This window comes from Cellulomonas phragmiteti (assembly GCF_016862775.1).
GTDB lineage: Bacteria > Actinomycetota > Actinomycetes > Actinomycetales > Cellulomonadaceae > Cellulomonas > Cellulomonas phragmiteti.
In genome coordinates this window covers 112,945-134,183 of the sequence record NZ_BONP01000007.1, presented here as the reverse complement: position 1 = coordinate 134,183, position 21,239 = coordinate 112,945, and the positions used below count along the sequence as shown (strand labels likewise).

The window sequence follows — 21,239 nt, the reverse complement described above, 5'->3', positions numbered from 1 at the left end:
GTGCGCAGGCGCCGCGGTCGCGTGCCCGTGGTCGAGCTCGGGCGGCGAGCGGCGCAGTCGGCCACCATCGTACCCGGTCGCCACGTGCGGCCGGGTGCGCGCGTCAGACGACGATCCCCATGAGCCGGACCAGCTCGTCCGTCGCACGGTGGACGTCGTCGTTGACGACCACGTGGTCGAACTCGGCCTCGGCGGCGAGCTCGACGCGCGCCGTCGCGAGCCGGCGCTCGCGCTCCTCCGCGCCCTCGGTCCCCCGGCCGACGAGGCGACGGACCAGCTCGTCCCACGACGGCGGTGCCAGGAACACGAAGCGCGCGTCCGGCATCGACGCGCGGACCTGGCGTGCACCCTGCAGGTCGATCTCCAGCAGGGCGGGCTCGCCCGCCGCCAGCCGCTCGACCACGGGCCCGCGGGGGGTCCCGTAGCGGTTGCGGCCGTGGACCACCGCCCACTCCAGCAGCTCGCCGCGCTCGGCCATCTCGTCGAACCGCTCGGACGACACGAAGTGGTAGTGCAGCCCGTCGACCTCACCAGGTCGTGGGGCCCGCGTCGTCATCGACACGGAGAGCCAGACCTGCGGGTAGCGGGCGCGGATGTCGGCCGAGACCGTCCCCTTGCCCACGGCGGTCGGTCCGGCGAGCACGGTGAGCCGTGCCGGCTGCGTCGTCATGGGTGGTGCACCGCTCCAGATCAGGGACGTGGCGTCCGGTCGGTCCCGGACACGCGCCGGCGCCCCGCCCGGGTCCGGGCGGGGCGCCGTGGGCTCACGGGTCGCTCAGCCGAACCGGTCGACGAGCGCCTTGACCTGGTGCGGGCCGAGGCCACGCACCCGGCGCGTCTCCGAGATGCCGATCTCGGACATGATCGCACGGGCCTTGACCTTCCCCACACCGGGAAGGGACTCGAGCAGGGCGGCGACCTTGAGCTTGCCGATCGTCTCGTCCTGCTGGCCCTGCTCGATCACCTCGGACAGGGACCCCTGCGAGTACTTGAGGCGGTTCTTCACCTCGGCGCGGGCCTGCCGCGCCGCGGCAGCCTTCTCGAGCGCGGCGGCTCGTTGTTCGGGAGTCAGCGGAGGAAGAGCCACGCGCTTCACCTTCTCGTCACTGGGCCGGAGAATCTGGTCACCGAATGCGCGGGACCTGACACGAAACTAGCGATGCTCCTGCCGCTCGGCAACGCGGACGGCCCGCGTGTCGCCGCGGGACCTGCGCCGACGCCCCTCCCGGGGCCCGTGAGCGGGTCCGCTACGGGCTGTCGGGAGCGACCGTCGGCGCGGTCGGACGCACTGTGCCGGCACCGTGCGCGAGAGCCCGGACGTGCGCCACCGTGCAGCGGGCCAGGCGCGGGTCACCGTCGACCAGAGCCGCGACGACGTCCTGGAAGGCCTTGCGCAGGCCGCGCGCGGTGATCGGCATGCCGACCGCCGCCACCGCACCCGTGCGGGGGTGCACCGACGGGTGCGCCCGCACCCACAGCTGGGGCGGCGGTGTGCCCTGGAGCGTGGCGACGAGCTCGGCGCGCGACGCGAGCCAGGCCGTCATCGCGTGCCGGGTCGTCTCCCCCACGGCGTGGCGGGTCCCCTGCAGGACCAGTCCCGCGCGGTCGTCGGCGAGGTCGGTGACGCACGCCCGACCGAGGTCGCGCTCGTGCGCGCCGGTGTCGGCCAGCGTCAGGACGTGCGCACGGAACCGGATCCACACGTGGTGGGACACGCCGTGCGGACGGCGGCCCAGGGCGCGGGCGACGAGGACGCGCGCCGGTGCGGTGTCACGCACGACCGGCGGTGTCGCAGGCCGCCGCAGGACCTCCAGCGCGTCGTCCGCGGCGCCCGGGCCGACGAGACGCTCGTCGAGGGCGAACCGGACGAGCGCGCGCGCCGCCGTCGCGCGCTGGCGGACGGTGGCGGGCGACGGCTCGCGCCCCGCGCCGGTGGGTGCCGTGAGCCACAGACCGAGCGGCTCGCCCGCCAGGACGCGTGGGAGCGGCTCCTCCCCCAGCACCCGCGCGAGGTCCGTCAACGCCCAGCGGTGGGCGCGCGCCGTGCTGGGATGGCGGTCCTCGAGCGCGCCCAGGTAGCGCCCCACGGCGTGGGCCACCGTCGCGTCGCGTGTCACGTGGGCACGGTAGCGAGTCCCACCGACACCGCTGCCCGGGCTCGGGGCCTGTGCTGGTCGAGGCCCGCCGCCGCAGGCGGCGCTGCCTTCCCTGCTCCGGCGCTGCTGGCAGCGCTAGGTTCCGTTATCACCCTGGTCCTCACGACGGGCACCGCTCGCGCTCGGCTGGGTGGCGTTCCGCGCGCGCCCGCCCGGCGACCGGCGATGTCAGCGCAGCGCTGCGGCAGCCTCCGCGCTCGCCCGCAGCGCCGCCGTGCGCAGCGGCTGCACGTCAGGGCCGGCGCGCAGCACTCCCCTGCTCGAGGACGCGAGGACCTGGCGGCGGGCTCCACCGAAGACCCGCGCCAGCTCCGCCGGGCCGGCCCCCTGTGCCCCGACCCCGGGCGCCAGCAGCGGACCGTTGACGGCGGCCAGGTCGACGTCGGCACGCCGGGCCGTGTCCCCGACGGTCGCACCGACGACCAGGCCGACCGACCCCATCGGCGTCGCACCGGTGTTCAGCAGGGCCGCACGCGACGCCACCGCTGCCGCGACGCTCACGCCGTCGGCCGTGCGCGCGTGCTGCACCTCGGGGCCCTCCGGGTTGGACGTCAGGCACAGGACGAACAGCCCCCGCCCCGTGGCGCGCGCGAGCTCGACGGCCGGGTCGAGCGACCCGAAGCCCAGGTACGGCGAGACGGTCAGCGCATCGCCGGCGAGCGGCGACCCGTCGGCGAGGAACGCGTCCGCGTAGGCGCCCATCGTCGAGCCGATGTCCCCGCGCTTGGCGTCGACGACGACGAGCGTCCCAGCGGCGCGACCGGCCGCGACCACCTCCTCGAGGGCCGCGACACCACGGGAGCCGTGGCGCTCGAAGAAGGCGGCCTGCGGCTTGACCGCGGCCACCCTGCCCCCCACGGCCTCCATGACGCGCAGCGCGAACTCGCGGACCCCGGCCGCGTCGTCGGGCAGCCCCCAGTCGGCCAGCAGCGCGGCGTGCGGGTCGATGCCGACGCACAACGGCCCGTGCGCGTCCATCGCCTCGACGAGCCGCTCACCGAAGGGCCGCACCCGGCTCTCCGTCACGCCACCACCTCGGCGTCGCGGCGCGCGCGGCGGGCGGCGGCCGCGATGTCGTGCTCCTGCAGGCTCGTCACGGTGAACGGACCGGCCTGCCGTGCCTCGATCGCCTGCACCGCGGCGCCGAGCTGCTGCACCGTCGTGACGATCGCCTTGTCCGCGGCCGTCGTGGCGGCGCGGATCTCGTACCCGTCGGCCCGTGCGCCCTGGCCCGACGGCGTGTTGACGACCATGTCGATCTCCCCGGCCGAGATGAGGTCGACGACCGTGGGCTCGCCGCCGGGGCCACGCCCCGCCGAGTGCTTGCGGACGATCCGCGAGACGATGCCGCTGCGCCGCAGCACGGCCGACGTGCCCTCGGTCGCCAGGATCTCGAACCCGAGCTCCACCAGCCGCTTGACCGGGAACACGATCGACCGCTTGTCGCGGTCCGCCACCGAGATGAACACGCGGCCACCCGTGGGCAGCCCGCCGAACGCCGCCTCCTGGGACTTCGCGAACGCCGTCGGGAAGTCGACGTCGAAGCCCATGACCTCGCCCGTCGAGCGCATCTCCGGGCCCAGGACGGTGTCGACGACCGTGCCGTCCGCGGTCCGGAACCGCTTGAAGGGCAGCACCGCCTCCTTCACCGCGATCGGCGCGTCGAGGTCGACGACGCTCGCGTCGGTGGCCGGCAGCAGCCCGTCGGCCCGCAGCTGGGCGATCGTGCGGCCCGTCATGACGAGCGCGGCAGCCTTGGCCAGGGACACGCCCGTGGCCTTCGACACGAACGGCGCGGTGCGCGAGGCCCGCGGGTTGGCCTCCAGGACGTAGAGCACGTCGGACACGAGGGCGAACTGGATGTTGAGCAGCCCTCGGACGCCGACCCCGCGCGCGATCGCCTCCGTCGACTCCCGGATGCGCGTGAGCTCGGCGACGGACAGCGTCACGGGCGGCAGCACGCAGGCCGAGTCGCCGGAGTGCACGCCCGCCTCCTCGATGTGCTCCATGACCCCTCCGAGGTACAGCTCGGTGCCGTCGTAGAGCGCGTCGACGTCGATCTCGATCGCGTCGTCGAGGAACCGGTCGATGAGCAGCGGGGGCAGGCTGCCCCCACGGTCGCCGCCCAGCTGCTCGAGGATCGCCCGGTCGACGTACTCGGTGAGCTGCGCCTCGTCGTAGACGATCTCCATGCCGCGCCCGCCGAGCACGTACGAGGGCCGGACGAGGACGGGGAAGCCGATCCTGCGCGCCGTCTCGCGCGCCGCCTCGAGGTTCGTGGCGGTGCCGAACGCGGGGGCCGGGAGCCCTGCCGCCGCGAGGACCTCGCCGAACTCGGCACGGTCCTCGGCCGCGTCGATCGCCTCCGGCTGGGTCCCCAGGATCGGCAGACCCGCGTCGGACAGCCGCTGGGCCAGCGACAGCGGCGTCTGGCCCCCCAGCGTCACGATCAGACCGGCCACCGGGCCGACCGCGAGCTCGGCCTCGTACACCTCGAGGACGTCCTCGAAGGTCAGCGGCTCGAAGTACAGGCGGTCCGACGTGTCGTAGTCGGTCGAGACGGTCTCCGGGTTGCAGTTGACCATCACGGTCTCGTACTCGCCCTTGAGCGCGAGGGCGGCGTGCACGCACGAGTAGTCGAACTCGATGCCCTGGCCGATACGGTTCGGCCCCGAGCCCAGGATGAGGATCGCCGGACGCTCACGCGGCTGGACCTCGGACTCCTCGTCGTACGCGGAGTAGTGGTACGGCGTGCGCGCGGCGAACTCCGCCGCGCACGTGTCGACCGTCTTGTAGACGGGGCGCACGCCCAGCGCCCAGCGCGTGCGCCGCACGGCGTCCTCGCTGGTCTGCCGCAGCGACGCGACCTGCACGTCCGACAGACCGTGCCGCTTCGCGTGCCTCAGCACGTCGGCCGTCAGCGCCGGCGCCTCGGCCGTCGCCTGCGCGACCTCGTTGACCAGCTGCACCTGGTCGAGGAACCACGGGTCGATGCCCGTGCGCGCGTACACCTCGTCGACCGGGACGCCCGCGCGCAGCACCTGCTGCACGTCGATGAGCCGCCCCTCGGTCGGGCGCGAGATCGAGGCGACCAGCGCGTCGAGCTCCTCCCCCGTCGCCGGCTCGCCGTCCCAGTGGAACGTCGAGCCCGTCTTGTCGATCGACCGCATGGCCTTGCCGAGCGCCTCGGTGAAGCTGCGCCCCATCGCCATCGCCTCGCCGACCGACTTCATGGTCGTCGTCAGCGTGTCGTCCGCGGCCGGGAACTTCTCGAACGCGAACCGCGGGACCTTGACGACCACGTAGTCGAGCGTCGGCTCGAACGACGCCGGGGTCGAGCGCGTGATGTCGTTGGGGATCTCGTCGAGCGTGTACCCGATCGCGAGCTTGGCCGCGATCTTGGCGATCGGGAATCCCGTCGCCTTCGAGGCCAGCGCCGAGGACCGCGACACGCGCGGGTTCATCTCGATGACGATGATGCGACCGGTGTCCGGGTGCACCGCGAACTGGATGTTGCAGCCACCGGTGTCGACGCCGACCTCGCGGATCACGGCGATGCTGATGTCGCGCAGCCGCTGGTACTCGCGGTCCGTCAGCGTGAGCGCCGGGGCCACGGTGATCGAGTCGCCGGTGTGCACGCCGACGGGGTCGACGTTCTCGATCGAGCAGACGACCACGACGTTGTCGTGCTTGTCGCGCATGAGCTCGAGCTCGTACTCCTTCCACCCCAGGATCGACTCCTCCAGGAGCACCTCCGTGGTCGGCGAGTAGTGCAGCCCCTGCCCGACGATCCGGCGCAGGTCCGCCTCGTCGTACGCGAGCCCCGAGCCCAGGCCACCCATGGTGAACGACGGCCGCACGACCATCGGGTACCCGAGGTCCTCGGCGGCGACCAGCGCCTCGTCCACCGTGTGGATGATCATCGAGCGGGCCGACTCGCCGCCGGCGACCGCGACGACGTCCTTGAACGCCTGCCGGTCCTCACCCTTCTGGATCGCCGGGATGTTGGCGCCGATGAGCTCGACGTCGTACTCCGCCAGCACGCCCGCCTCGTCGAGCGCGATCGCCGCGTTGAGCGCCGTCTGGCCACCCAGCGTCGGCAGGATCGCGTCCGGGCGCTCCTTGGCGATGATCGTGGTCAGGACCTCGGTCGTGATCGGCTCGACGTACGTCGCGTCGGCGAACTCGGGGTCGGTCATGATCGTGGCCGGGTTGGAGTTGACGAGGACGACGCGCAGGCCCTCCTCCTTGAGCACCCGGCACGCCTGGGTGCCGGAGTAGTCGAACTCGCAGGCCTGCCCGATGACGATCGGGCCGGAGCCGATGACGAGGACGGACTTCAGGTCGTCGCGACGGGGCATCAGACGGCGTCCTTCGAGGTCGTGGCGGCGTCCGGGGCCGGGGCGGCCCCGTCGCGGTCGCGGTGCGTGGTCATGAGGTCGAGAAACCGGTCGAACAGGTACGCGGCGTCGTGCGGGCCCGCCGCCGCCTCCGGGTGGTACTGCACGGAGAACGCCGGCAGGTCGAGCGCTTCCAGGCCCTCGACCACGTCGTCGTTGAGGTCGACGTGCGAGACCCGGACCCGCCCGTACCGGCCGCCGTCGAACGGCGCGACCGTCTCGGCGTCGAGCGGGGCGTCGACCGCGAAGCCGTGGTTGTGCGCCGTGATCTCGACCTTGCCGGTGGTGCGGTCCATGACTGGCTGGTTCACCCCACGGTGGCCGTAGCGCAGCTTGTAGGTCCCGAACCCCAGGGCGCGGCCGAAGAGCTGGTTGCCGTAGCAGATGCCGAAGAACGGGATCCGCCGGTCCAGGACGCCGCGCAGCACGTCGATCTCGTGGCGGGCCGCGGACGGGTCGCCGGGTCCGTTGGAGAAGAAGACCCCGTCCGGCTGCACCGCGAGCACGTCCTGGATCGAGGACGCCGCGGGCAGCACGTGCACCTCGACGCCGCGTTCCGCCAGCCGCTGCGGCGTCATGGACTTGATGCCCAGGTCGACGGCCGCCACCCGGGCGAGCGGCTCGTCCCGCGGGGCGCCGTCCGCGTCGAGCGCGGCCACGACGTACGCGGTGTCGACGCTGACCTCCCCGGCGAGGTCGGCACCGGCCATCGGCGGGGCCGCCAGCACCTCGTCGACGAGCTCGTCGACCGGCCGACGCTCCCCCTCGGCCCGCACGATCGCGTCACCGGAGAAGATGCCGGCACGCATCACACCGCGCTCGCGCAGGTGCCGCGTCAGCGCGCGCGTGTCGATGCCGCTGATGCCGACGACCCCCTCGGCGGCGAGCTCGTCGTCGAGCGAGCGGCGCGACCGCCAGCTCGACGGGCGCCGTGCGGGGTCCCGCACCACGTAGCCCGCGACCCAGATGCGGCGCGACTCGGTGTCCTCGTCGTTGACGCCCGTGTTGCCGATGTGCGGTGCCGTCATCACGACGATCTGCCGGTGGTACGACGGGTCGGTCAGCGTCTCCTGGTAGCCGGTCATCCCGGTGTTGAAGACGATCTCGCCGACGGTCCGTCCGGTGGCCCCGTAGGCCCGTCCGGCGAACGTGCGGCCGTCCTCGAGGACGAGGATCGCGTCGCTCATGACTGCTCCTCCTGCGCCGGGGGCGCGGTGTCGGTGTCGGTGGGCGCTGCCAGCAGGGCGCGCGCGGCGGCGAGCAGCGCGGGGCGCGCGTCGTCGTGGCGGACCTGCAGCGCGGTGTCGAGGGCGGTGCCCGTGGTCGGGTCGGGCACCCAGGTGAGGACGACGAGCTCGTCGCGGCCGACGAACTTGCCGGCCTGTCCGCTGGACGTGCCGACGGCCCGCAGCGTGCCGGCCGGCACCCAGACGTCGCGTGCGCCCGTGCGGGCGACGTGCACGCCGTCCGCGTGGACCCGGACGCGCGCCGGGCTGCGGACCCCCAGGTCGTGGGCCACGACCCGGTCCAGCCAGTCGCCCGCACGGGTCGAGGACACGTAGACGCCCTCGACCGCGTCGGAGCGCGACTCGCCGAGGGCCGTCGGCACCTCCGGCAGGGTCGGGACGAGGGCGGACGTGCGCCGGGCGCGCGACTGCCACCCGTGCCACATGCCCCACAGCCCGAGCACCGCGAGGCCGACGAGGACGATGACGGAGAGCCAGACGGGCATCAGCGGTGCGTCCCCTCGACGAGCGCGCCGTCGAGCACCGTCGCACGGCCGCGCAGGAAGGTCGCGACCACGCGTCCGGGCAGCTCGCGGCCCGCGAACGGCGAGTTGACGCTGGCGGTGGCCTGCTCCTCGGGGACGACGACGCGGCGGGCGGCCGGGTCCACGAGTGTGAGGTTCGCGGGCTCACCGACCGCGATGGGCCGCCCCTGGCCGGTCAGCCGACCGATGTGCGCCGGTGCCGTCGACATGACCCGCGCGACGTCGGCCCACGTCAGCCGACCCGTGTCGACCATGACCTCCTGGACCACCGACAGCGCGGTCTCCAGGCCCGTCATGCCGAAAGCGGCCGCGCCCCACTCGCAGTCCTTGTCCTCGCGCGGGTGCGGGGCGTGGTCGGTCCCCACGACGTCGATCGTGCCGTCGGCGAGGCCCTGGCGCACGGCCTCGACGTCCTCGGCGGTCCGCAGGGGCGGGTTCACCTTGAAGCGCGGGTCGTACCCGCGCACCAGGTCGTCGGTGAGCGCCAGGTGGTGCGGCGTGGCCTCGGCGGTCACGGCGATGCCGCGGGCCTTGGCCCACCGCACGATGTCGACCGAGCCGGCGGTCGACAGGTGCAGGACGTGCAGGCGCGAGCCGACGTGCTCCGCGAGCAGGACGTCACGCGCGACGACGGCCTCCTCCGCGACGGCCGGCCAGCCGGTGAGCCCGAGCTCGGCTGACACGACGCCCTCGTGCATCTGCGCGCCCTCGGTCAGACGCGGCTCCTGCGCGTGCTGCGCCACCACGCCGTCGAACGCCTTGACGTACTCCAGCGCGCGACGCATGACGACCGGGTCGTGCACGCACTTGCCGTCGTCGGAGAAGACGCGCACCGCGGCGGCGGACCGCGCCATCGCCGACAGCTCCGCCAGCCGCTCCCCCTCCAGGCCCACCGTCACCGCGCCGACGGGGTGCACGTCGCACCACCCGGCGTCCCGGCCCAGCCGCCACACCTGCTCCACGACCCCCGCGGTGTCCTGCGTCGGCGTCGTGTTCGCCATGGCGTGCACCGCGGTGAAGCCGCCGAGCGCCGCGGCGCGCGTCCCGGACTCCACGGTCTCGGCGTCCTCGCGGCCCGGCTCGCGCAGGTGGGTGTGCAGGTCGACGAGGCCGGGCAGCAGGACCAGCCCGTCGGCCTCCACGACCTGTGCGCCCGCCCGCCGGGCGTCGGCTCCGAGCGCGGCCACCACGCCGTCGGCGACGAGCACGTCGGTCGGGTCCCCGCCCAGCGGCCGGGCCCCGGTCAGCAGATACGTCGTCACGCGTGCACCCTCGTCTCGTCCGTGCGCACGTCCGTGCGCTCCTGCCCGTCCCCGGCCCGCGACGTGCCCTCGTCGCGGCCGCGCGTCGTGTCCCCGCCGGCGAGCAGGAGGTACAGCACGGCCATCCGGACCGCGACGCCGTTGGCCACCTGCTCGACGATGACGGCGCGCGGGGAGTCGGCCGCGTCCGCGGAGATCTCCAGCCCGCGGTTCATCGGCCCGGGGTGCAGCACCACCGCGTGGTCGGGCAGCAGCGCCAGGCGGCGGGCGTCCAGGCCGTACCCGCGCGTGTACTCCAGCGGGCTCGGGAAGAACCCGCCGCCGGCGCTGGACATCCGCTCCCGCTGGACGCGCAGCATCATCACCGCGTCCGGGCCGGTCGCGAGGACGTCGTCGAGGTCGTAGGACACCTCCGCCGGCCACGCGTGCACGCCCACGGGCACGAGGGTGGGGGGTGCGACGAGGGTCACGCGCGCCCCGAGCGTCCGCAGCAGCTGCACGTTGGAGCGGGCGACACGGCTGTGCAGCACGTCGCCGACGATCGCCACGTGCACGCCCGCCAGGTCGCGCCCGGTCGCGTCCGCCCGCCCGCCGTCACCGACGAGGTGGCGGCGCAGGGTGTACGCGTCGAGCAGCGCCTGCGTCGGGTGCTGGTGCATCCCGTCGCCGGCGTTGACGACCGCACCGTGCGTCCACCCGGCGTGCGCCAGGGTGTGCGGCGCGCCCGACGCCTGGTGGCGGATGACGACGGCGTCGGCGCCCATGGCCTGCAGCGTCAGCGCCGTGTCCTTGAGCGACTCGCCCTTGGAGACGCTCGAGCCCTTGGCGGAGAAGTTGATGACGTCGGCGGACAGCCGCTTGGCCGCGGTCTCGAAGGAGATGCGGGTCCGGGTGGAGTCCTCGAAGAAGAGGTTGACCACGGTGCGTCCGCGCAGCGTCGGCAGCTTCTTGATCTCGCGCGCCTGCGTCGCGGCCATCTGGGCGGCCGTGTCGAGCACGAGGACGGCCTCGCCCAGGTCGAGGTCGGCGGCCGAGAGCAGGTGCCTCATCGCGCACCGCCCTCGATGACCACGCGGTCCTCGCCGTCGGTCTCGGCCAGCAGCACGCGCACCCGCTCGGCCGTCGCCGTGGGCAGGTTTTTGCCGACGTAGTCGGCGCGGATCGGCAGCTCGCGGTGGCCGCGGTCGACCAGCACGGCGAGCTGCACGGCGCGGGGGCGGCCCAGGTCGCTGATCGCGTCGAGCGCGGCGCGGATCGTGCGACCCGAGTAGAGGACGTCGTCCACGAGGACCACGACCTTGCCGTCGATGCCGTCCCCGGGCACGTAGGTCTCCCCGATCGTGCGGGTCGGCTGGTGGGCAAGGTCGTCGCGGTGCATCGTCACGTCGAGGCTGCCGACGAGCTGCTCGGCGGGGACGTGCTCGACCTGCGCGAGGCGCTGCGCGAGCCGACGCGCCAGCGGCAGCCCACGGGTCGGGATGCCCAGCAGGACCACGTCGTCGACGCCCTTGTTGCGCTCCACGACCTCGTGGGCGATCCGGGTCAGCGCCCGGGCGACGTCCTCGGCCCCGAGGACGGTGGTGCCCGCGACGCCGTCGCCAGGGGCTGTGCCCTGCCGGCCGGACCCGGACGTGGGTGTGCCAGTACTCATGCGTGTCTCCTTCCCCGCCTCACAGGACGGGCTTAAAGGGAGGTTGCTCGGCGCCCACCCTACCGTCGCGGGGCGCCGCCCTCGCGCGCCGCACCGCGTGACGCGCGGCACCCCCGGCCCGGTGAGGGCGCCCGGACGGGTGGGTGATCAGTCACCCGGTTGCCGTTCATGTCCGGTCGGGGGGACGCCGATGTACCCCACATGCTCGGCGACGTCCCCCTGTGGACCACCGTCCTGCAGTTCCTCGCAACCGGCCTGGTCGGCGGCTTCTGCGTGCTGCAGTGGGTCTGGTGGCGCGGTGCGCTGCGCTCGGACGGGTCCGGGTGGGCGCTCGCGCTGTCCCTCGCCATGGCCGGCCTCGTGCTCGTCGCGGGCGTCCACGGCGTGGCCACCGACCCCGACCTGCGCGAGGCGCTGTCGTTCCTGCACGGCCAGCTCGTCGGCGTCGTCGCGCTGCTGTGCCTGCCGGCGACGCGCGCGTTCGGCGGGGCCGGGCCGCGGCTGCGTCCCTGGGTCACGGCCGCGGTCGCCGTCCTGGTGCTGCGGGCGGCGCTGTGGTTCTTCACGAGCGGCCCGCTCGACGCGCCGGGGATCCCCACCGGACGGCCCGCCGCGGTCGCCCTGCTCTTCGTCCTGCTCGCGATCGCCGTCGGCTACGTCGTCGCGGCCCTGGGCACCGTCCGGCTGCGGGCGATGGGCTGGCTCCTCGTCGCCGCCGCCGGCACGTCCCTCGCGATGCTGACGACCGGGATCCTCGTCGCGGGGCGGCCCGTCGGCGCGATGCTCGCGAGCCTGTGGCCGCTGCCGCTCGCCGTCGGGCTCGAGTGGTTGGCCACCGTGCGCCTGCGGCACACCCAGGTGACCGCGCGCCGGCGCGAGCTCATGCGTGACGCCCTGTCCTCCGTCACCAACAACGCCTGGTTCCACCGCGACGCCGACGCCCTGCTGCTGCAGGCGCGGGACGCGGCCCGCGAGGTGCTGGGCGACCCGAGCATCGAGGGCTCGCTGCGTCCGCTGCAGCGCGACCGGTACGTGGCCGACCTCTTCCCCGCCGACCCGGACCGGCTCGCACCGCACGAGCGGACGTTCCTCATCGACCTCGGCCTCGTGGTCTCGACCGCCGCGGAGCGCTACACGCTGACGGACAGGCTGTCCCGGGCGGCCGTCACCGACACCCTCACGGGTCTGCCCAACCGTCGCGCCGTCGACACGCACCTGTTCGAGGTGCTCGAGCGCGCCGCGGTCGAGCGGACGCGCGTCTCGGTCGTGTACTGCGACATCGACGGCTTCAAGGACGTCAACGACCGCGAGGGCCACGCCGCGGGTGACGACCTGCTGCGCCGGACCGCCGGGTTCCTGCGGACCTGGGTCGACGACGACACGTACGTGGCCCGCCTCGCCGGGGACGAGTTCGCGGTCGTCGTCTCGCGCGCCCCGTCCGACGACGAGCTCGACGACCTCGCCCGCCGCATCCGCAGCGGGTTCGGCGCACGCGTCGGCACCGCCGCAGGCCCGCGGCTGACCTGCGGCGTCGCGACCTGGAACCCCAGCGACGTCGTCGACCCCGACGCGCTCCTGCGGCACGCGGACGCCGCGATGCTCGAGGCCAAGCGCACCGCGTCCGGGCACCGCGTCTTCGACCCGGCGCTGCGGGCACGCGCGGAGGACGCGCGCCGGCTGCGGACCGCCCTCGAGCGCGCGGTCGAGGAGGACCGCATCACCGCGTACTTCCAGCCCATCGTGGACACCCGGACCCTGGAGGTCGTGGGGCTGGAGGCGCTCGCCCGCTGGCACGAGGGCGACAGCTTCATCCTGCCCGAGCACTGGCTGACGCTCGCCGAGCAGAGCGGCCTGATCGTGCCGATCGGCCGCTCGATGATCCGGCAGGCGCGGCGGGCGCTCGACCGGCACCACATGCCCGTCGCGGTGAACCTCTCGGCACGCGAGCTGCACGAGCAGGACGTGCTCGAGCGCATCGATGCGGCCTGGTCCGGCGGGCCGTGGGAGCACCTGACCATCGAGATCACCGAGAGCACGATGCTGCGGACGTCGTCCGCCGTCCCGGTGCTCTCGGAGCTGCGGGCGCGGGGGGCGCGGATCGCGCTCGACGACTTCGGCACCGGGTTCAGCTCGCTGGCACGCCTGGCGCGCCTGCCCGTCGACGTGCTGAAGATCGACCGCTCGTTCGTCCGGGAGGTCCGCACCCCTCGGGGCGCCGGGCCGGTCCGCGCCATCGTCGCGCTGGCCGAGCACCACGGCCTCGACGTCGTCGCCGAGGGCGTGGAGTCGGCCGGGGACCTGCAGATGCTCGTGGAGCTCGGCGTCCCGCAGGCGCAGGGGAACTTCGTGGGCCGGCCCGCCCCGGGCCTGCCCGTACGCGGCGCACGGCCGCAGCCACGTCTGCCCGGGGCCGTCGCGGCGACCGGCGACCCGCGACGCACGGCGACCCGGCTGCCCGAGCGTCGTCCCCGGCTCGCGCCGCGGGCGCTGCGGGTCGTGCCCGGCCCCCTGGACGACACGACGCCCGAGCACCTGTGAGGGTGCCCGGGCGTCGGGTGCGGCGTACCGCAGGCGTCAGGCGAGCAGCGTCGGCTTGAGGACGACGAGCCTGCCGAGCAGCCCGTTGACGAACGCGGGCGACTCGTCGGTCGACAGCTCGCGTGCCAGGGAGACCGCCTCGTCGACGGCGACGGCGTCCGGCACGTCGTCGTTCCAGAGGATCTCCCAGGTGCCCAGGCGCAGCAGCGCGCGGTCCACCGCGGGCATGCGGTCGACCGTCCAGCCGTGCGCGTGCGTCGCGAGCAGCTCGTCGATGCGCTCGGCGTGGGCGAGGACGCCCTCGACGATGTCGACCGAGTACTGCGGCAGCGACGTCTCGGCCCCGGGCTCCACGACGCGCCGCGCGAGGAGCTCGGCGACGTCGAGGCCACGCTGCTCGGCCTCGAACAGCACGTCGAGCGCGCGCTTGCGCGCCTTGGTCCGGGCGGCCACGTCAGTCGTTCACACGGCCGAGGTACGACCCGTCACGGGTGTCGACCTTGACCTTGGTGTTGGCCTCGAGGAACAGCGGGACCTGGATCTCGTAGCCGGTCTCCAGGGTCGCGGGCTTGGTGCCGGCCGACGAGCGGTCGCCCTGCAGGCCGGGCTCGGTGTACGTGACCTCGAGCACCACCGACGGCGGCAGCTCGACGTACAGCGGCACGCCCTCGTTCGTCGCGACGAGCGCCGTCTGCGACTCGAGCATGAAGTTGGCGGCGTCGCCGACGGTCGCCGCGGGCACGTTGAGCTGGTCGAACGTGTCCGTGTCCATGAACACGAAGTCGTCGCCGTCCTTGTACAGGTACTGCATGTCGCGCTTGTCGACGTTGGCGGTCTCGACCTTGATGCCCGCGTTGAACGTGCGGTCGACGACCTTGCCGGACAGCACGTTCTTCAGCTTGGTGCGGACGAACGCGCCTCCCTTGCCGGGCTTGACGTGCTGGAACTCCACGACGGTCCAGAGCTGGCCGTCGATGCGCAGCACGATGCCGTTCTTCAGGTCGTTGGTGGTCGCCACGAGCGTCGTTCTCCCGTCGGTGGTGGTGCGCGCCGTGCGGCGCGTCCGGAGCGCAGCGCCCCACGGGACGGCTGCCGGCCGCGGAGCCGGCCCGCGGGCACCGGGTGCCCGTCGCGTCCGACTCGCTGTGCCCGGCCGGGCCGGTGCACCGGGTGCACGGACCGGCCGCAGGCCGTCGACCATCCTAGCGCCCAGGCCGTCGTCCGCCCGCACGCCGCCCGCACGCCGCTCGCGCGGCGCCCGGCCGGGGCCTGACGGGGCGTGCTGTCAGGACAGCAGGCGCAGGGCGACGAGCCCCGCGACGCCCGACCAGACGAGCGACGCCAGCGTCCCGATGACGAAGCGCTCGGACGCTCCGGGGTTCTCCCGCAGCTCGGGGTAGCGCCCCAGGCCCTTGACCGCGACGACCACGGCGACACCCTCCGGCACACCGGCCAGCAGGCTCCCCGTGACCGCGAGCCGCTCGAGCACCCCGATCCAGGTCCCGCCGCGCAGGACGATCTGCGCGCCCTCCCCGACCGGCCCGTCGCTGATGCGCAGCGGCTCGAGCAGGACGGGGCCGTGGCGGTCGGGCCGTCGCCGCCCGGCGTCGCGCGAGCGGGACGCCAGCTGCAGGACGAGACGCGTGACGAGCCAGCCACCGAGGGAGGACACGAGGAGCGCGCCGGCCCAGATGCCGGCCACGAGGGCAGGGTGCACGCAGCAGACCCTGTCCTCAGCCGGCGGCGCGCGTCAACAGGCGCGCCGCAGCGGGGCGTGCGGCGACCTCCTCCGCCCACATCGCGGTCCGCAGCCGCTGGCTCACGGCCTGCTGGGACACGCCGAGCGCACGGGCGACGACGTCCTGCCCGCCGGCCTCCGCCTCCCGTGCGGCGTCGACCGCCGCCCAGCCGGCGTCCGTGCGCCGCGCGGCCACGGCACCGAGCAGGGCCAGCACGGCGTCGGCGTCCGACGCCGCGACCTCGTCCGCGCCACGCACCGCGACCGGGACCGGGCGCTGACGGCTCTTGGCGGCCTCGACGGCGTCGCGTGCGAGCACGAACGCCGGTCCGGCGCCCTCCCGCGGCGACGCCGGCAGCGGCTCGTCGACGGCACCGGCGCCGATCCCCACGCTCCACCCGCCGTCGCGCAGCACGCGCAGCGCCGTGTCGACGACCACCTCCGGGTCGTCGAGGACCCCCTGCACCTCGTCCCCCACCGTGCGCTCGAACCCGCGCAGCACCCGGGTGCCCGCGAGCGCGTCGAGCAGCTCGGGGACGCGGTCGGTGCCGTGCCGGCTGCCCCTCTGGTCGATCGTGAGCACGAACATGGAACAAGCATGCCACCTTGTTCCCTCACCTACAAACCTTCATCCTTGTTATCCCCATCACAAGGATCGTGAGGGAGAGGAATCCGGGCACCGGAGGCCCGGGAAGCTCTCTCTCACCGGGTCGCGCGGAGCCGGTGGAGCGTGGCCAGGATCTGGGCGACCACCTCGTCGCTGCGGCGGGTCAGGTCGTCCCACGTGTAGCGCAGCACCGTGCAGCCCGCGCGGACGAGCAGGTTCTGACGGGTGCGGTCGCCCTGGAACCGGTCGGGGCCGTGCGCGACGCGTCCGTCGACCTCCACCACGAGGCGGACGTCCGCGAACCAGACGTCGACGACTGCGGGCACGCCGAGCGTGTCGAGGAGCGGAGCGTTCGCGGTCCAGCCGGCCACGCCCGCGCCGCGCAGGAGGTCCTGCAGCCGTTCCTCGGCCACGCTCAGAGCCCCGCTGCGCAGCCGCTCGGCGCACCAGGTGCGCTGAGCGTTGCCGCGGTGTCCGGGGTGGGTCCGCACCCAGCCGTCGAGGTCGTCCGCGCCGAGGATCCTGCGGGTCCCGACCCAGGCGAGCAGGCGGGCGGCGCCGTCGCGCGACAGCCACCCGAGGCAGTCGACCGCGGTGCGGGCACGCCCCGTGACGTCGACCCCGGCGAGGACGATTCGGTCCGCCGCAGTGAGCGCGTGCCGGTGCGGGACCAGCCGGCCACGCCGGGCGCGGGGCCCGGTCACGACCACGTGCACGCGGCCGTCGTCGGGCACCGGCATGCCGTGCACCAGCGCCGCGCTGGTGAGCGCAAGGGTCGCCCCGGGCCAGGTCACCACCGCGGCGTGCGCGTCGAGCCATGGGCCCGGCGGTGTCGTGGCGAGCACCAGCCCGGCTCCGCAGACGCGCCGCCAGACGCCCGACTCGATGCGGTGGCGCACCTGGTCCTCGGTGAGACCCGCGGCGAGCGCCTCCGCCCGGGTGAAGACACCACGCCGCGCGGCTGCGGCGGGCGGGGTCCAGGTCGGGTCGACGGCGCGGGCCATGTCCACGACCCTGCTGCGCGACGGGTCACCGGGACGGACCCCGAGGTGGTCTGTGCACCACCCCGCTGGCTCCGCTGCCTGTGGGCGGCTCACCGCGGACCGGTGAGAGCGAGGAACCCGGGCACCGGAGGCCCGGGCTCCTCGCTCTCACGTCACAGGAGGATGCCCGTCGTGGGCTCCGGGGCCGCGGAGATCTCCGCGTAGGCGGCCGCCAGGAGCGTCGGGTCGGGGCCCTCGAGGCGTGAGGGGCGCGCCAGGCCGTCGAGGACGACGAAGCGCAGGAGGTCCCCGCGGGTCTTCTTGTCGCGCCGCATCGCGGCGAGCAGCTGCTCCCAGCGGTCACCCCGGTACGTCGTCGGCAGGCCGAGGGCCGTCAGGACGCTGCGGTGACGCTCGACGACGTCGTCGTCGAGGCGTCCGGCGAGCCGTGCGAGCTCGGCGACGTAGACCATGCCCACCGAGACGGCCGCGCCGTGGCGCCAGCGGTAGCGCTCGACCTGCTCGACGGCGTGGGCGAAGGTGTGGCCGTAGTTGAGGATCTCCCGCAGCCCGGCCTCGCGCAGGTCCTCCCCGACGACGCGGGCCTTGGTGCGCACGGCCCGCTCGACGAGCTCGGCGAGCACGGGTGAGGACGCGGCGGCCACGGGGTCCTGCAGCAGCGCGGTGTTCTCCTCGACGAGCTCGAGGATGCGGGGGTCGTCGATGAACCCGCACTTGACGATCTCGGCGAGCCCGGCGACGAAGTCGTAGGGGGACATCGACTCCACGGACGCCAGGTCGCAGAGCACGCCGGCGGGTGGGTGGAACGCGCCGACGAGGTTCTTGCCCTCGGCGGTGTTGATCCCGGTCTTGCCGCCCACGGCGGCGTCGACCATGCCGAGCACCGTGGTGGGGACCTGGACGACCCGGACGCCGCGCAGCCAGGTCGCCGCGACGAACCCGGCCAGGTCGGTCGTCGCTCCCCCGCCGAGGCCGACGACGGCGTCGGAGCGTGTGAAGTCGGCCTGGCCGAGCACGCCCCAGCAGAACGCGGCGACCTGCGCTGTCTTCTGCTCCTCGGCGTCGGGCACCTGCGCGAGGTAGACCTCGTAGCCGTGCGCGACGAGGTCCTCGCGCACCGTCTCGGCCGACGTGGCCAGGGCGGTGGGGTGGACGACGAGCACCCGTCGGACGGTGTCGCCGAGCATCGCGGGCAGGTGGCCGAGCAGGTGCCGCCCGATGACGACGTCGTACGGCTGCTCCCCCGCGACCGGGACGACCGCCTCGCCGCTCATGCGCCCGGCTCCGTGACGCGCTGCTCGCGCAGCGCCGTCTCGATCGACTCGGCGACCTCCACCGGGCGCAGCCCGTCCGTCGACACCTGCACGGTCGCGACCTCCTCGTAGACCGGACGCCGGGCGTCCATGAGTGCCTGCCACTGCGCCCGGGGGCTGCCCACGAGCAGCGGACGCGACTGGTTGAGCCCGACGCGCGGCGCGGCGTGCGCGAGGCTCACGTCGAGGAACACCACGACGCCGCCGCCGTCGCGGTACGACCGCAGCGCGTCCTGCGTCTGCGGGTCCAGCACCGCGCCGCCGCCCAGGGCCAGGACGCCGTCGTGCTCGGCGAGCGCGGTCGCGACGGCCTGGCGCTCGAGCTCACGGAAGCGCGGCTCGCCGTCCTCGACGAAGACGTCCGCGACCGACTTGCCGGCGGTCGTCTCGACGTCCGTGTCGGTGTCGCGGGCGGTGAGCTGCCAGCGCTGGGCCAGGGCGGCGGCCACCGTCGACTTGCCCGCCCCCGGGGGGCCGATGAGCACGACACGCGGACCGGACGGGGTAGCTGGAGGCACGTCCGCAGCCTAGTCGGGCTGTGAGCACCGGTCCGGGTGGTCCACGAGCCGGTCGACCGCGATCCGCTCGGCTCAGCAGGTCAGGTCAGCAGGTCAGGTCAGCAGGTCCGGGACCGACGCGAGGTACGCCTCGAGGTTGCGACGGACCTCCGCGACGCTGTCCCCGCCCGTCTTCTCCAGCAGCGTCTGCGCGACGACGAGCGCGACCATCGCCTCGGCGACCACGGCCGCCGGGGGCACCGCGCACACGTCGGAGCGCTGGTGGTGCGCCGTCACGGGCTCGCCCGTGGCGGTGTCGACGGTCGCCAGCGCGCGCGGGACCGTCGAGATCGGCTTCATCGCCGCGCGCACGCGCACGACCTCGCCGTTCGACATGCCACCCTCGATGCCGCCGGCCCGGTTGGTGCGCCGCACGATGCGGCCCGAGGCGTCGCGCTCGATCTCGTCGTGGGCCTGCGACCCGCGCCGGGCGGCGGTGCGGAAGCCGTCGCCGACCTCCACGCCCTTGATCGCCTGGATGCCCATGAGCGCGGCGGCGAGCCGGGCGTCGAGCCGTCCGTCGGCCTGCACGTACGTCCCCACACCGGACGGCAGACCGTGCACGAGGACCTCGACGACGCCCCCGAGGGTGTCGCCGTCCTTGTGGCACTGGTCGATCTCGGCGACCATCGCGGCGCTCGTCGCGGCGTCGAAGCAGCGCACCGGGTCGGCGTCCAGCGCGGCGACGTCGTCCGGGGTCGGCGCGGGGGCGTCGTCGGGGACCGTGACCGGGCCGATCGCCACGACGTGCGACACGAGCCGCACGCCGGCGACCTGCTCGAGCAACGCGGCCGCGACGGTGCCGAGCGCGACCCGCGTCGCCGTCTCGCGGGCCGACGCGCGCTCCAGGACCGGGCGGGCGTCGTCGAAGCCGTACTTGCGCATGCCGATCAGGTCGGCGTGCCCGGGGCGGGGGCGGGTCAGGGGGCGGTTGCGCGCGATCTCGCGGACGTCGCCGGTGCCGGCGTCGACCGTCAACGCCTCGGGCGGCACCGGGTCGGCGGACATCACGTCGGCCCACTTGGGCCACTCGGAGTTGGCGACCTCGATCGCGACGGGGCCGCCCTGGGTCAGGCCGTGCCGCACGCCGCCGAGCAGGCGGACCGCGTCCTGCTCGAACTTCATGCGGGCGCCGCGCCCGTACCCCAGGCGGCGGCGCGCCAGCGCGGCCTGCACGTCCGAGGTCTGCACCCGCACGCCGGCGGGCAGGCCGTCGAGGATGCCGACGAGCGCGGGGCCGTGGGACTCACCGGAGGTCAACCAACGAAGCATGCGGGGATCATTTCACGTGCGCGCACGCCACCGGTGCGCGATCCCTCAGCGCGGACGACACCACGGCCGCTCGCGCGGGCACACGGAAGCGGCCCGCACGAGGTGCTCGTGCGGGCCGCTTCCGTGGGTCGTCGTGTCAGCCGACGGTGCCGTTGCCCTCGGCGCCGAGCCGGGGGTCGGCCCCGCCGGGCAGCGGAGCGAGCACTCCGTCCTCGGGCTCGCTCGGTGCGACCGCGTCGCGGGCGAGCGGCGGCAGGACCCAGACGTAGCCGGTGAGCTTGAGCTCCATGTCACCCTCCTGCGTCTCGGGGCGCATGCCCTTCGCAGCCTCGGCCGCGAGGCCTCTGCCGTCGTACTCGGTGACGAGGAAGAGCCGGTCACCGACCGTCTGCATCTTCTCGAGGAAGGCGACGCCGTTGGCCGCCGTCCCGACCACCGTCACCTGGATCTGGTAGCCCGCGAACGCCTCGACCGGGACGGGCCCGCTCGGGACCTGCTCGGCCGGAGCGCTGCCGTCGGGCAGCGCTCCGCCCTCGGCGCCCTCCGCCGCGGAGTCACCCTCGGCGCCCTCCTCGGCTGCCGGCTCCTCCGTCGTCGGTGCCTCGACAGCGACGTCCGCCGGCGCGACCGCCTCGGGCTCCGCGACGTCCAGCTCGACGATCGTCACACCCGAGGCCTCGGCGTGCGCCTGCATCGTCCGGATGTACTCGGCGAGCTGGGTCTCGGTCGGGATCTGCAGCCGCAGCGCCGCCAGCTCGGCCTTGGAGGCGTCGAGGTTCGCGAACTGCGCCTTCAGCTCCGCGAGCTGGACCTCCAGCTGGGAGTTCCGCATCTCGGCCGCCTGGGTGTCCGTCCGGGCGGAGGAGGCCGACGCGAGGGTCGGCGAGATCGCCACGAACCAGGCGAGCGCGAGGATGAGCACGGAGACGACGACGGTGCCGCCGACCCATGCCGATGACTTCGAGTTCAC

Annotated in this window: 20 protein-coding genes; 1 reads left to right on the top strand and 19 read right to left on the bottom strand. The window is 74.4% G+C overall.

The features are described 5' to 3' along the window. Positions 1-103 precede the first annotated feature (103 nt). From gmk to pyrR, 10 genes are all read right to left on the bottom strand, one after another. Positions 104-670 (bottom strand): guanylate kinase, encoded by a 567-nt coding sequence (gene gmk, locus Cph01nite_RS08075; protein ID WP_203673058.1) that lies wholly within the window; start codon positions 668-670, stop codon positions 104-106. Positions 671-775: 105 nt separating this feature from the next. Further along, the gene (mihF, locus tag Cph01nite_RS08070; protein ID WP_013117080.1) at positions 776-1,087 is read right to left on the bottom strand and encodes an integration host factor, actinobacterial type; all 312 of its coding nucleotides are present in this window, start codon (positions 1,085-1,087) and stop codon (positions 776-778) included. Between the two features lie 160 nt (positions 1,088-1,247). Continuing rightward, on the bottom strand, positions 1,248-2,117 hold the full coding sequence (locus tag Cph01nite_RS08065; protein ID WP_203673056.1) for a hypothetical protein: 870 nt from the start codon (positions 2,115-2,117) through the stop codon (positions 1,248-1,250). 207 nt (positions 2,118-2,324) lie between these two features. Beyond that, positions 2,325-3,182 carry an orotidine-5'-phosphate decarboxylase gene (pyrF, locus tag Cph01nite_RS08060; protein ID WP_275407391.1) on the bottom strand — a complete coding sequence of 286 codons (858 nt, stop codon included), beginning with the start codon at positions 3,180-3,182 and terminating at the stop codon, positions 2,325-2,327. Further along, positions 3,179-6,517 carry a carbamoyl-phosphate synthase large subunit gene (gene carB / locus Cph01nite_RS08055; RefSeq protein WP_203673055.1) on the bottom strand — a complete coding sequence of 1,113 codons (3,339 nt, stop codon included), beginning with the start codon at positions 6,515-6,517 and terminating at the stop codon, positions 3,179-3,181. The genes pyrF and carB overlap by 4 nt, the downstream gene beginning before the upstream one ends. Beyond that, on the bottom strand, positions 6,517-7,743 hold the full coding sequence (carA, locus tag Cph01nite_RS08050) for a glutamine-hydrolyzing carbamoyl-phosphate synthase small subunit (protein WP_203673053.1): 1,227 nt from the start codon (positions 7,741-7,743) through the stop codon (positions 6,517-6,519). Before carA ends, carB begins: the two co-directional genes overlap by 1 nt. After that, entirely contained in the window at positions 7,740-8,288 is a 549-nt protein-coding gene (locus Cph01nite_RS08045) for a PH-like domain-containing protein (RefSeq protein WP_203673045.1), read from the bottom strand. Before Cph01nite_RS08045 ends, carA begins: the two co-directional genes overlap by 4 nt. Continuing rightward, entirely contained in the window at positions 8,288-9,589 is a 1,302-nt protein-coding gene (locus Cph01nite_RS08040; RefSeq protein WP_203673043.1) for a dihydroorotase, read from the bottom strand. The genes Cph01nite_RS08045 and Cph01nite_RS08040 overlap by 1 nt, the downstream gene beginning before the upstream one ends. Beyond that, on the bottom strand, positions 9,586-10,638 hold the full coding sequence (locus tag Cph01nite_RS08035) for an aspartate carbamoyltransferase catalytic subunit (RefSeq protein ID WP_203673041.1): 1,053 nt from the start codon (positions 10,636-10,638) through the stop codon (positions 9,586-9,588). Before Cph01nite_RS08035 ends, Cph01nite_RS08040 begins: the two co-directional genes overlap by 4 nt. Further along, complete coding sequence (gene pyrR, locus Cph01nite_RS08030; protein ID WP_203673039.1) at positions 10,635-11,240, bottom strand: bifunctional pyr operon transcriptional regulator/uracil phosphoribosyltransferase PyrR; 606 nt, start codon at positions 11,238-11,240, stop codon at positions 10,635-10,637. The genes Cph01nite_RS08035 and pyrR overlap by 4 nt, the downstream gene beginning before the upstream one ends. Positions 11,241-11,441: 201 nt before the next feature. Between pyrR and Cph01nite_RS08025 the strand changes: the two genes are divergently transcribed. After that, positions 11,442-13,778 carry a putative bifunctional diguanylate cyclase/phosphodiesterase gene (locus Cph01nite_RS08025; RefSeq protein ID WP_239069126.1) on the top strand — a complete coding sequence of 779 codons (2,337 nt, stop codon included), beginning with the start codon at positions 11,442-11,444 and terminating at the stop codon, positions 13,776-13,778. A 36-nt stretch (positions 13,779-13,814) separates the two neighbouring features. Here the strand turns inward: Cph01nite_RS08025 and nusB are convergent, their stop codons facing one another. From nusB to Cph01nite_RS07980, 9 genes are all read right to left on the bottom strand, one after another. After that, on the bottom strand, positions 13,815-14,231 hold the full coding sequence (gene nusB, locus Cph01nite_RS08020) for a transcription antitermination factor NusB (RefSeq protein WP_203673035.1): 417 nt from the start codon (positions 14,229-14,231) through the stop codon (positions 13,815-13,817). 1 nt (position 14,232) lies between these two features. Beyond that, entirely contained in the window at positions 14,233-14,796 is a 564-nt protein-coding gene (gene efp, locus Cph01nite_RS08015) for an elongation factor P (protein ID WP_203673033.1), read from the bottom strand. A gap of 267 nt (positions 14,797-15,063) precedes the next feature. After that, positions 15,064-15,495: a hypothetical protein gene (locus tag Cph01nite_RS08010; protein ID WP_203673031.1), complete on the bottom strand. Its 432-nt coding sequence runs from the start codon at positions 15,493-15,495 to the stop codon at positions 15,064-15,066. A 16-nt stretch (positions 15,496-15,511) separates the two neighbouring features. After that, entirely contained in the window at positions 15,512-16,105 is a 594-nt protein-coding gene (locus tag Cph01nite_RS08005; RefSeq protein WP_203673029.1) for a hypothetical protein, read from the bottom strand. A gap of 113 nt (positions 16,106-16,218) precedes the next feature. After that, the gene (locus Cph01nite_RS08000) at positions 16,219-17,127 is read right to left on the bottom strand and encodes a type IV toxin-antitoxin system AbiEi family antitoxin domain-containing protein (RefSeq protein ID WP_203673027.1); all 909 of its coding nucleotides are present in this window, start codon (positions 17,125-17,127) and stop codon (positions 16,219-16,221) included. Between the two features lie 152 nt (positions 17,128-17,279). Beyond that, complete coding sequence (aroB, locus tag Cph01nite_RS07995; RefSeq protein WP_203673026.1) at positions 17,280-18,401, bottom strand: 3-dehydroquinate synthase; 1,122 nt, start codon at positions 18,399-18,401, stop codon at positions 17,280-17,282. Beyond that, positions 18,398-18,958: a shikimate kinase gene (locus Cph01nite_RS07990; RefSeq protein WP_203673025.1), complete on the bottom strand. Its 561-nt coding sequence runs from the start codon at positions 18,956-18,958 to the stop codon at positions 18,398-18,400. The genes aroB and Cph01nite_RS07990 overlap by 4 nt, the downstream gene beginning before the upstream one ends. 93 nt (positions 18,959-19,051) lie before the next feature. Beyond that, on the bottom strand, positions 19,052-20,269 hold the full coding sequence (aroC, locus tag Cph01nite_RS07985) for a chorismate synthase (protein WP_203673024.1): 1,218 nt from the start codon (positions 20,267-20,269) through the stop codon (positions 19,052-19,054). 136 nt (positions 20,270-20,405) lie between these two features. After that, positions 20,406-21,239: a hypothetical protein gene (locus tag Cph01nite_RS07980; protein ID WP_203673020.1), complete on the bottom strand. Its 834-nt coding sequence runs from the start codon at positions 21,237-21,239 to the stop codon at positions 20,406-20,408.

Excerpts from the sequence above, each read along its gene's own strand:
- aroC (WP_203673024.1), bottom strand. The coding sequence starts at position 20,269 with ATGCTTCGTTGGTTGACCTCCGGTGAGTCCCACGGCCCCGCGCTCGTC.
- Cph01nite_RS08005 (WP_203673029.1), bottom strand. The coding sequence starts at position 16,105 with ATGTTCGTGCTCACGATCGACCAGAGGGGCAGCCGGCACGGCACCGAC.
- Cph01nite_RS08000 (WP_203673027.1), bottom strand. The coding sequence starts at position 17,127 with ATGGCCCGCGCCGTCGACCCGACCTGGACCCCGCCCGCCGCAGCCGCG.
- gmk (WP_203673058.1), bottom strand. The coding sequence starts at position 670 with ATGACGACGCAGCCGGCACGGCTCACCGTGCTCGCCGGACCGACCGCC.
- carA (WP_203673053.1), bottom strand. The coding sequence starts at position 7,743 with ATGAGCGACGCGATCCTCGTCCTCGAGGACGGCCGCACGTTCGCCGGA.
- Cph01nite_RS08045 (WP_203673045.1), bottom strand. The coding sequence starts at position 8,288 with ATGCCCGTCTGGCTCTCCGTCATCGTCCTCGTCGGCCTCGCGGTGCTC.
- pyrR (WP_203673039.1), bottom strand. The coding sequence starts at position 11,240 with ATGAGTACTGGCACACCCACGTCCGGGTCCGGCCGGCAGGGCACAGCC.
- carB (WP_203673055.1), bottom strand. The coding sequence starts at position 6,517 with ATGCCCCGTCGCGACGACCTGAAGTCCGTCCTCGTCATCGGCTCCGGC.
- Cph01nite_RS08035 (WP_203673041.1), bottom strand. The coding sequence starts at position 10,638 with ATGAGGCACCTGCTCTCGGCCGCCGACCTCGACCTGGGCGAGGCCGTC.
- aroB (WP_203673026.1), bottom strand. The coding sequence starts at position 18,401 with ATGAGCGGCGAGGCGGTCGTCCCGGTCGCGGGGGAGCAGCCGTACGAC.
- Cph01nite_RS08025 (WP_239069126.1), top strand. The coding sequence starts at position 11,442 with ATGCTCGGCGACGTCCCCCTGTGGACCACCGTCCTGCAGTTCCTCGCA.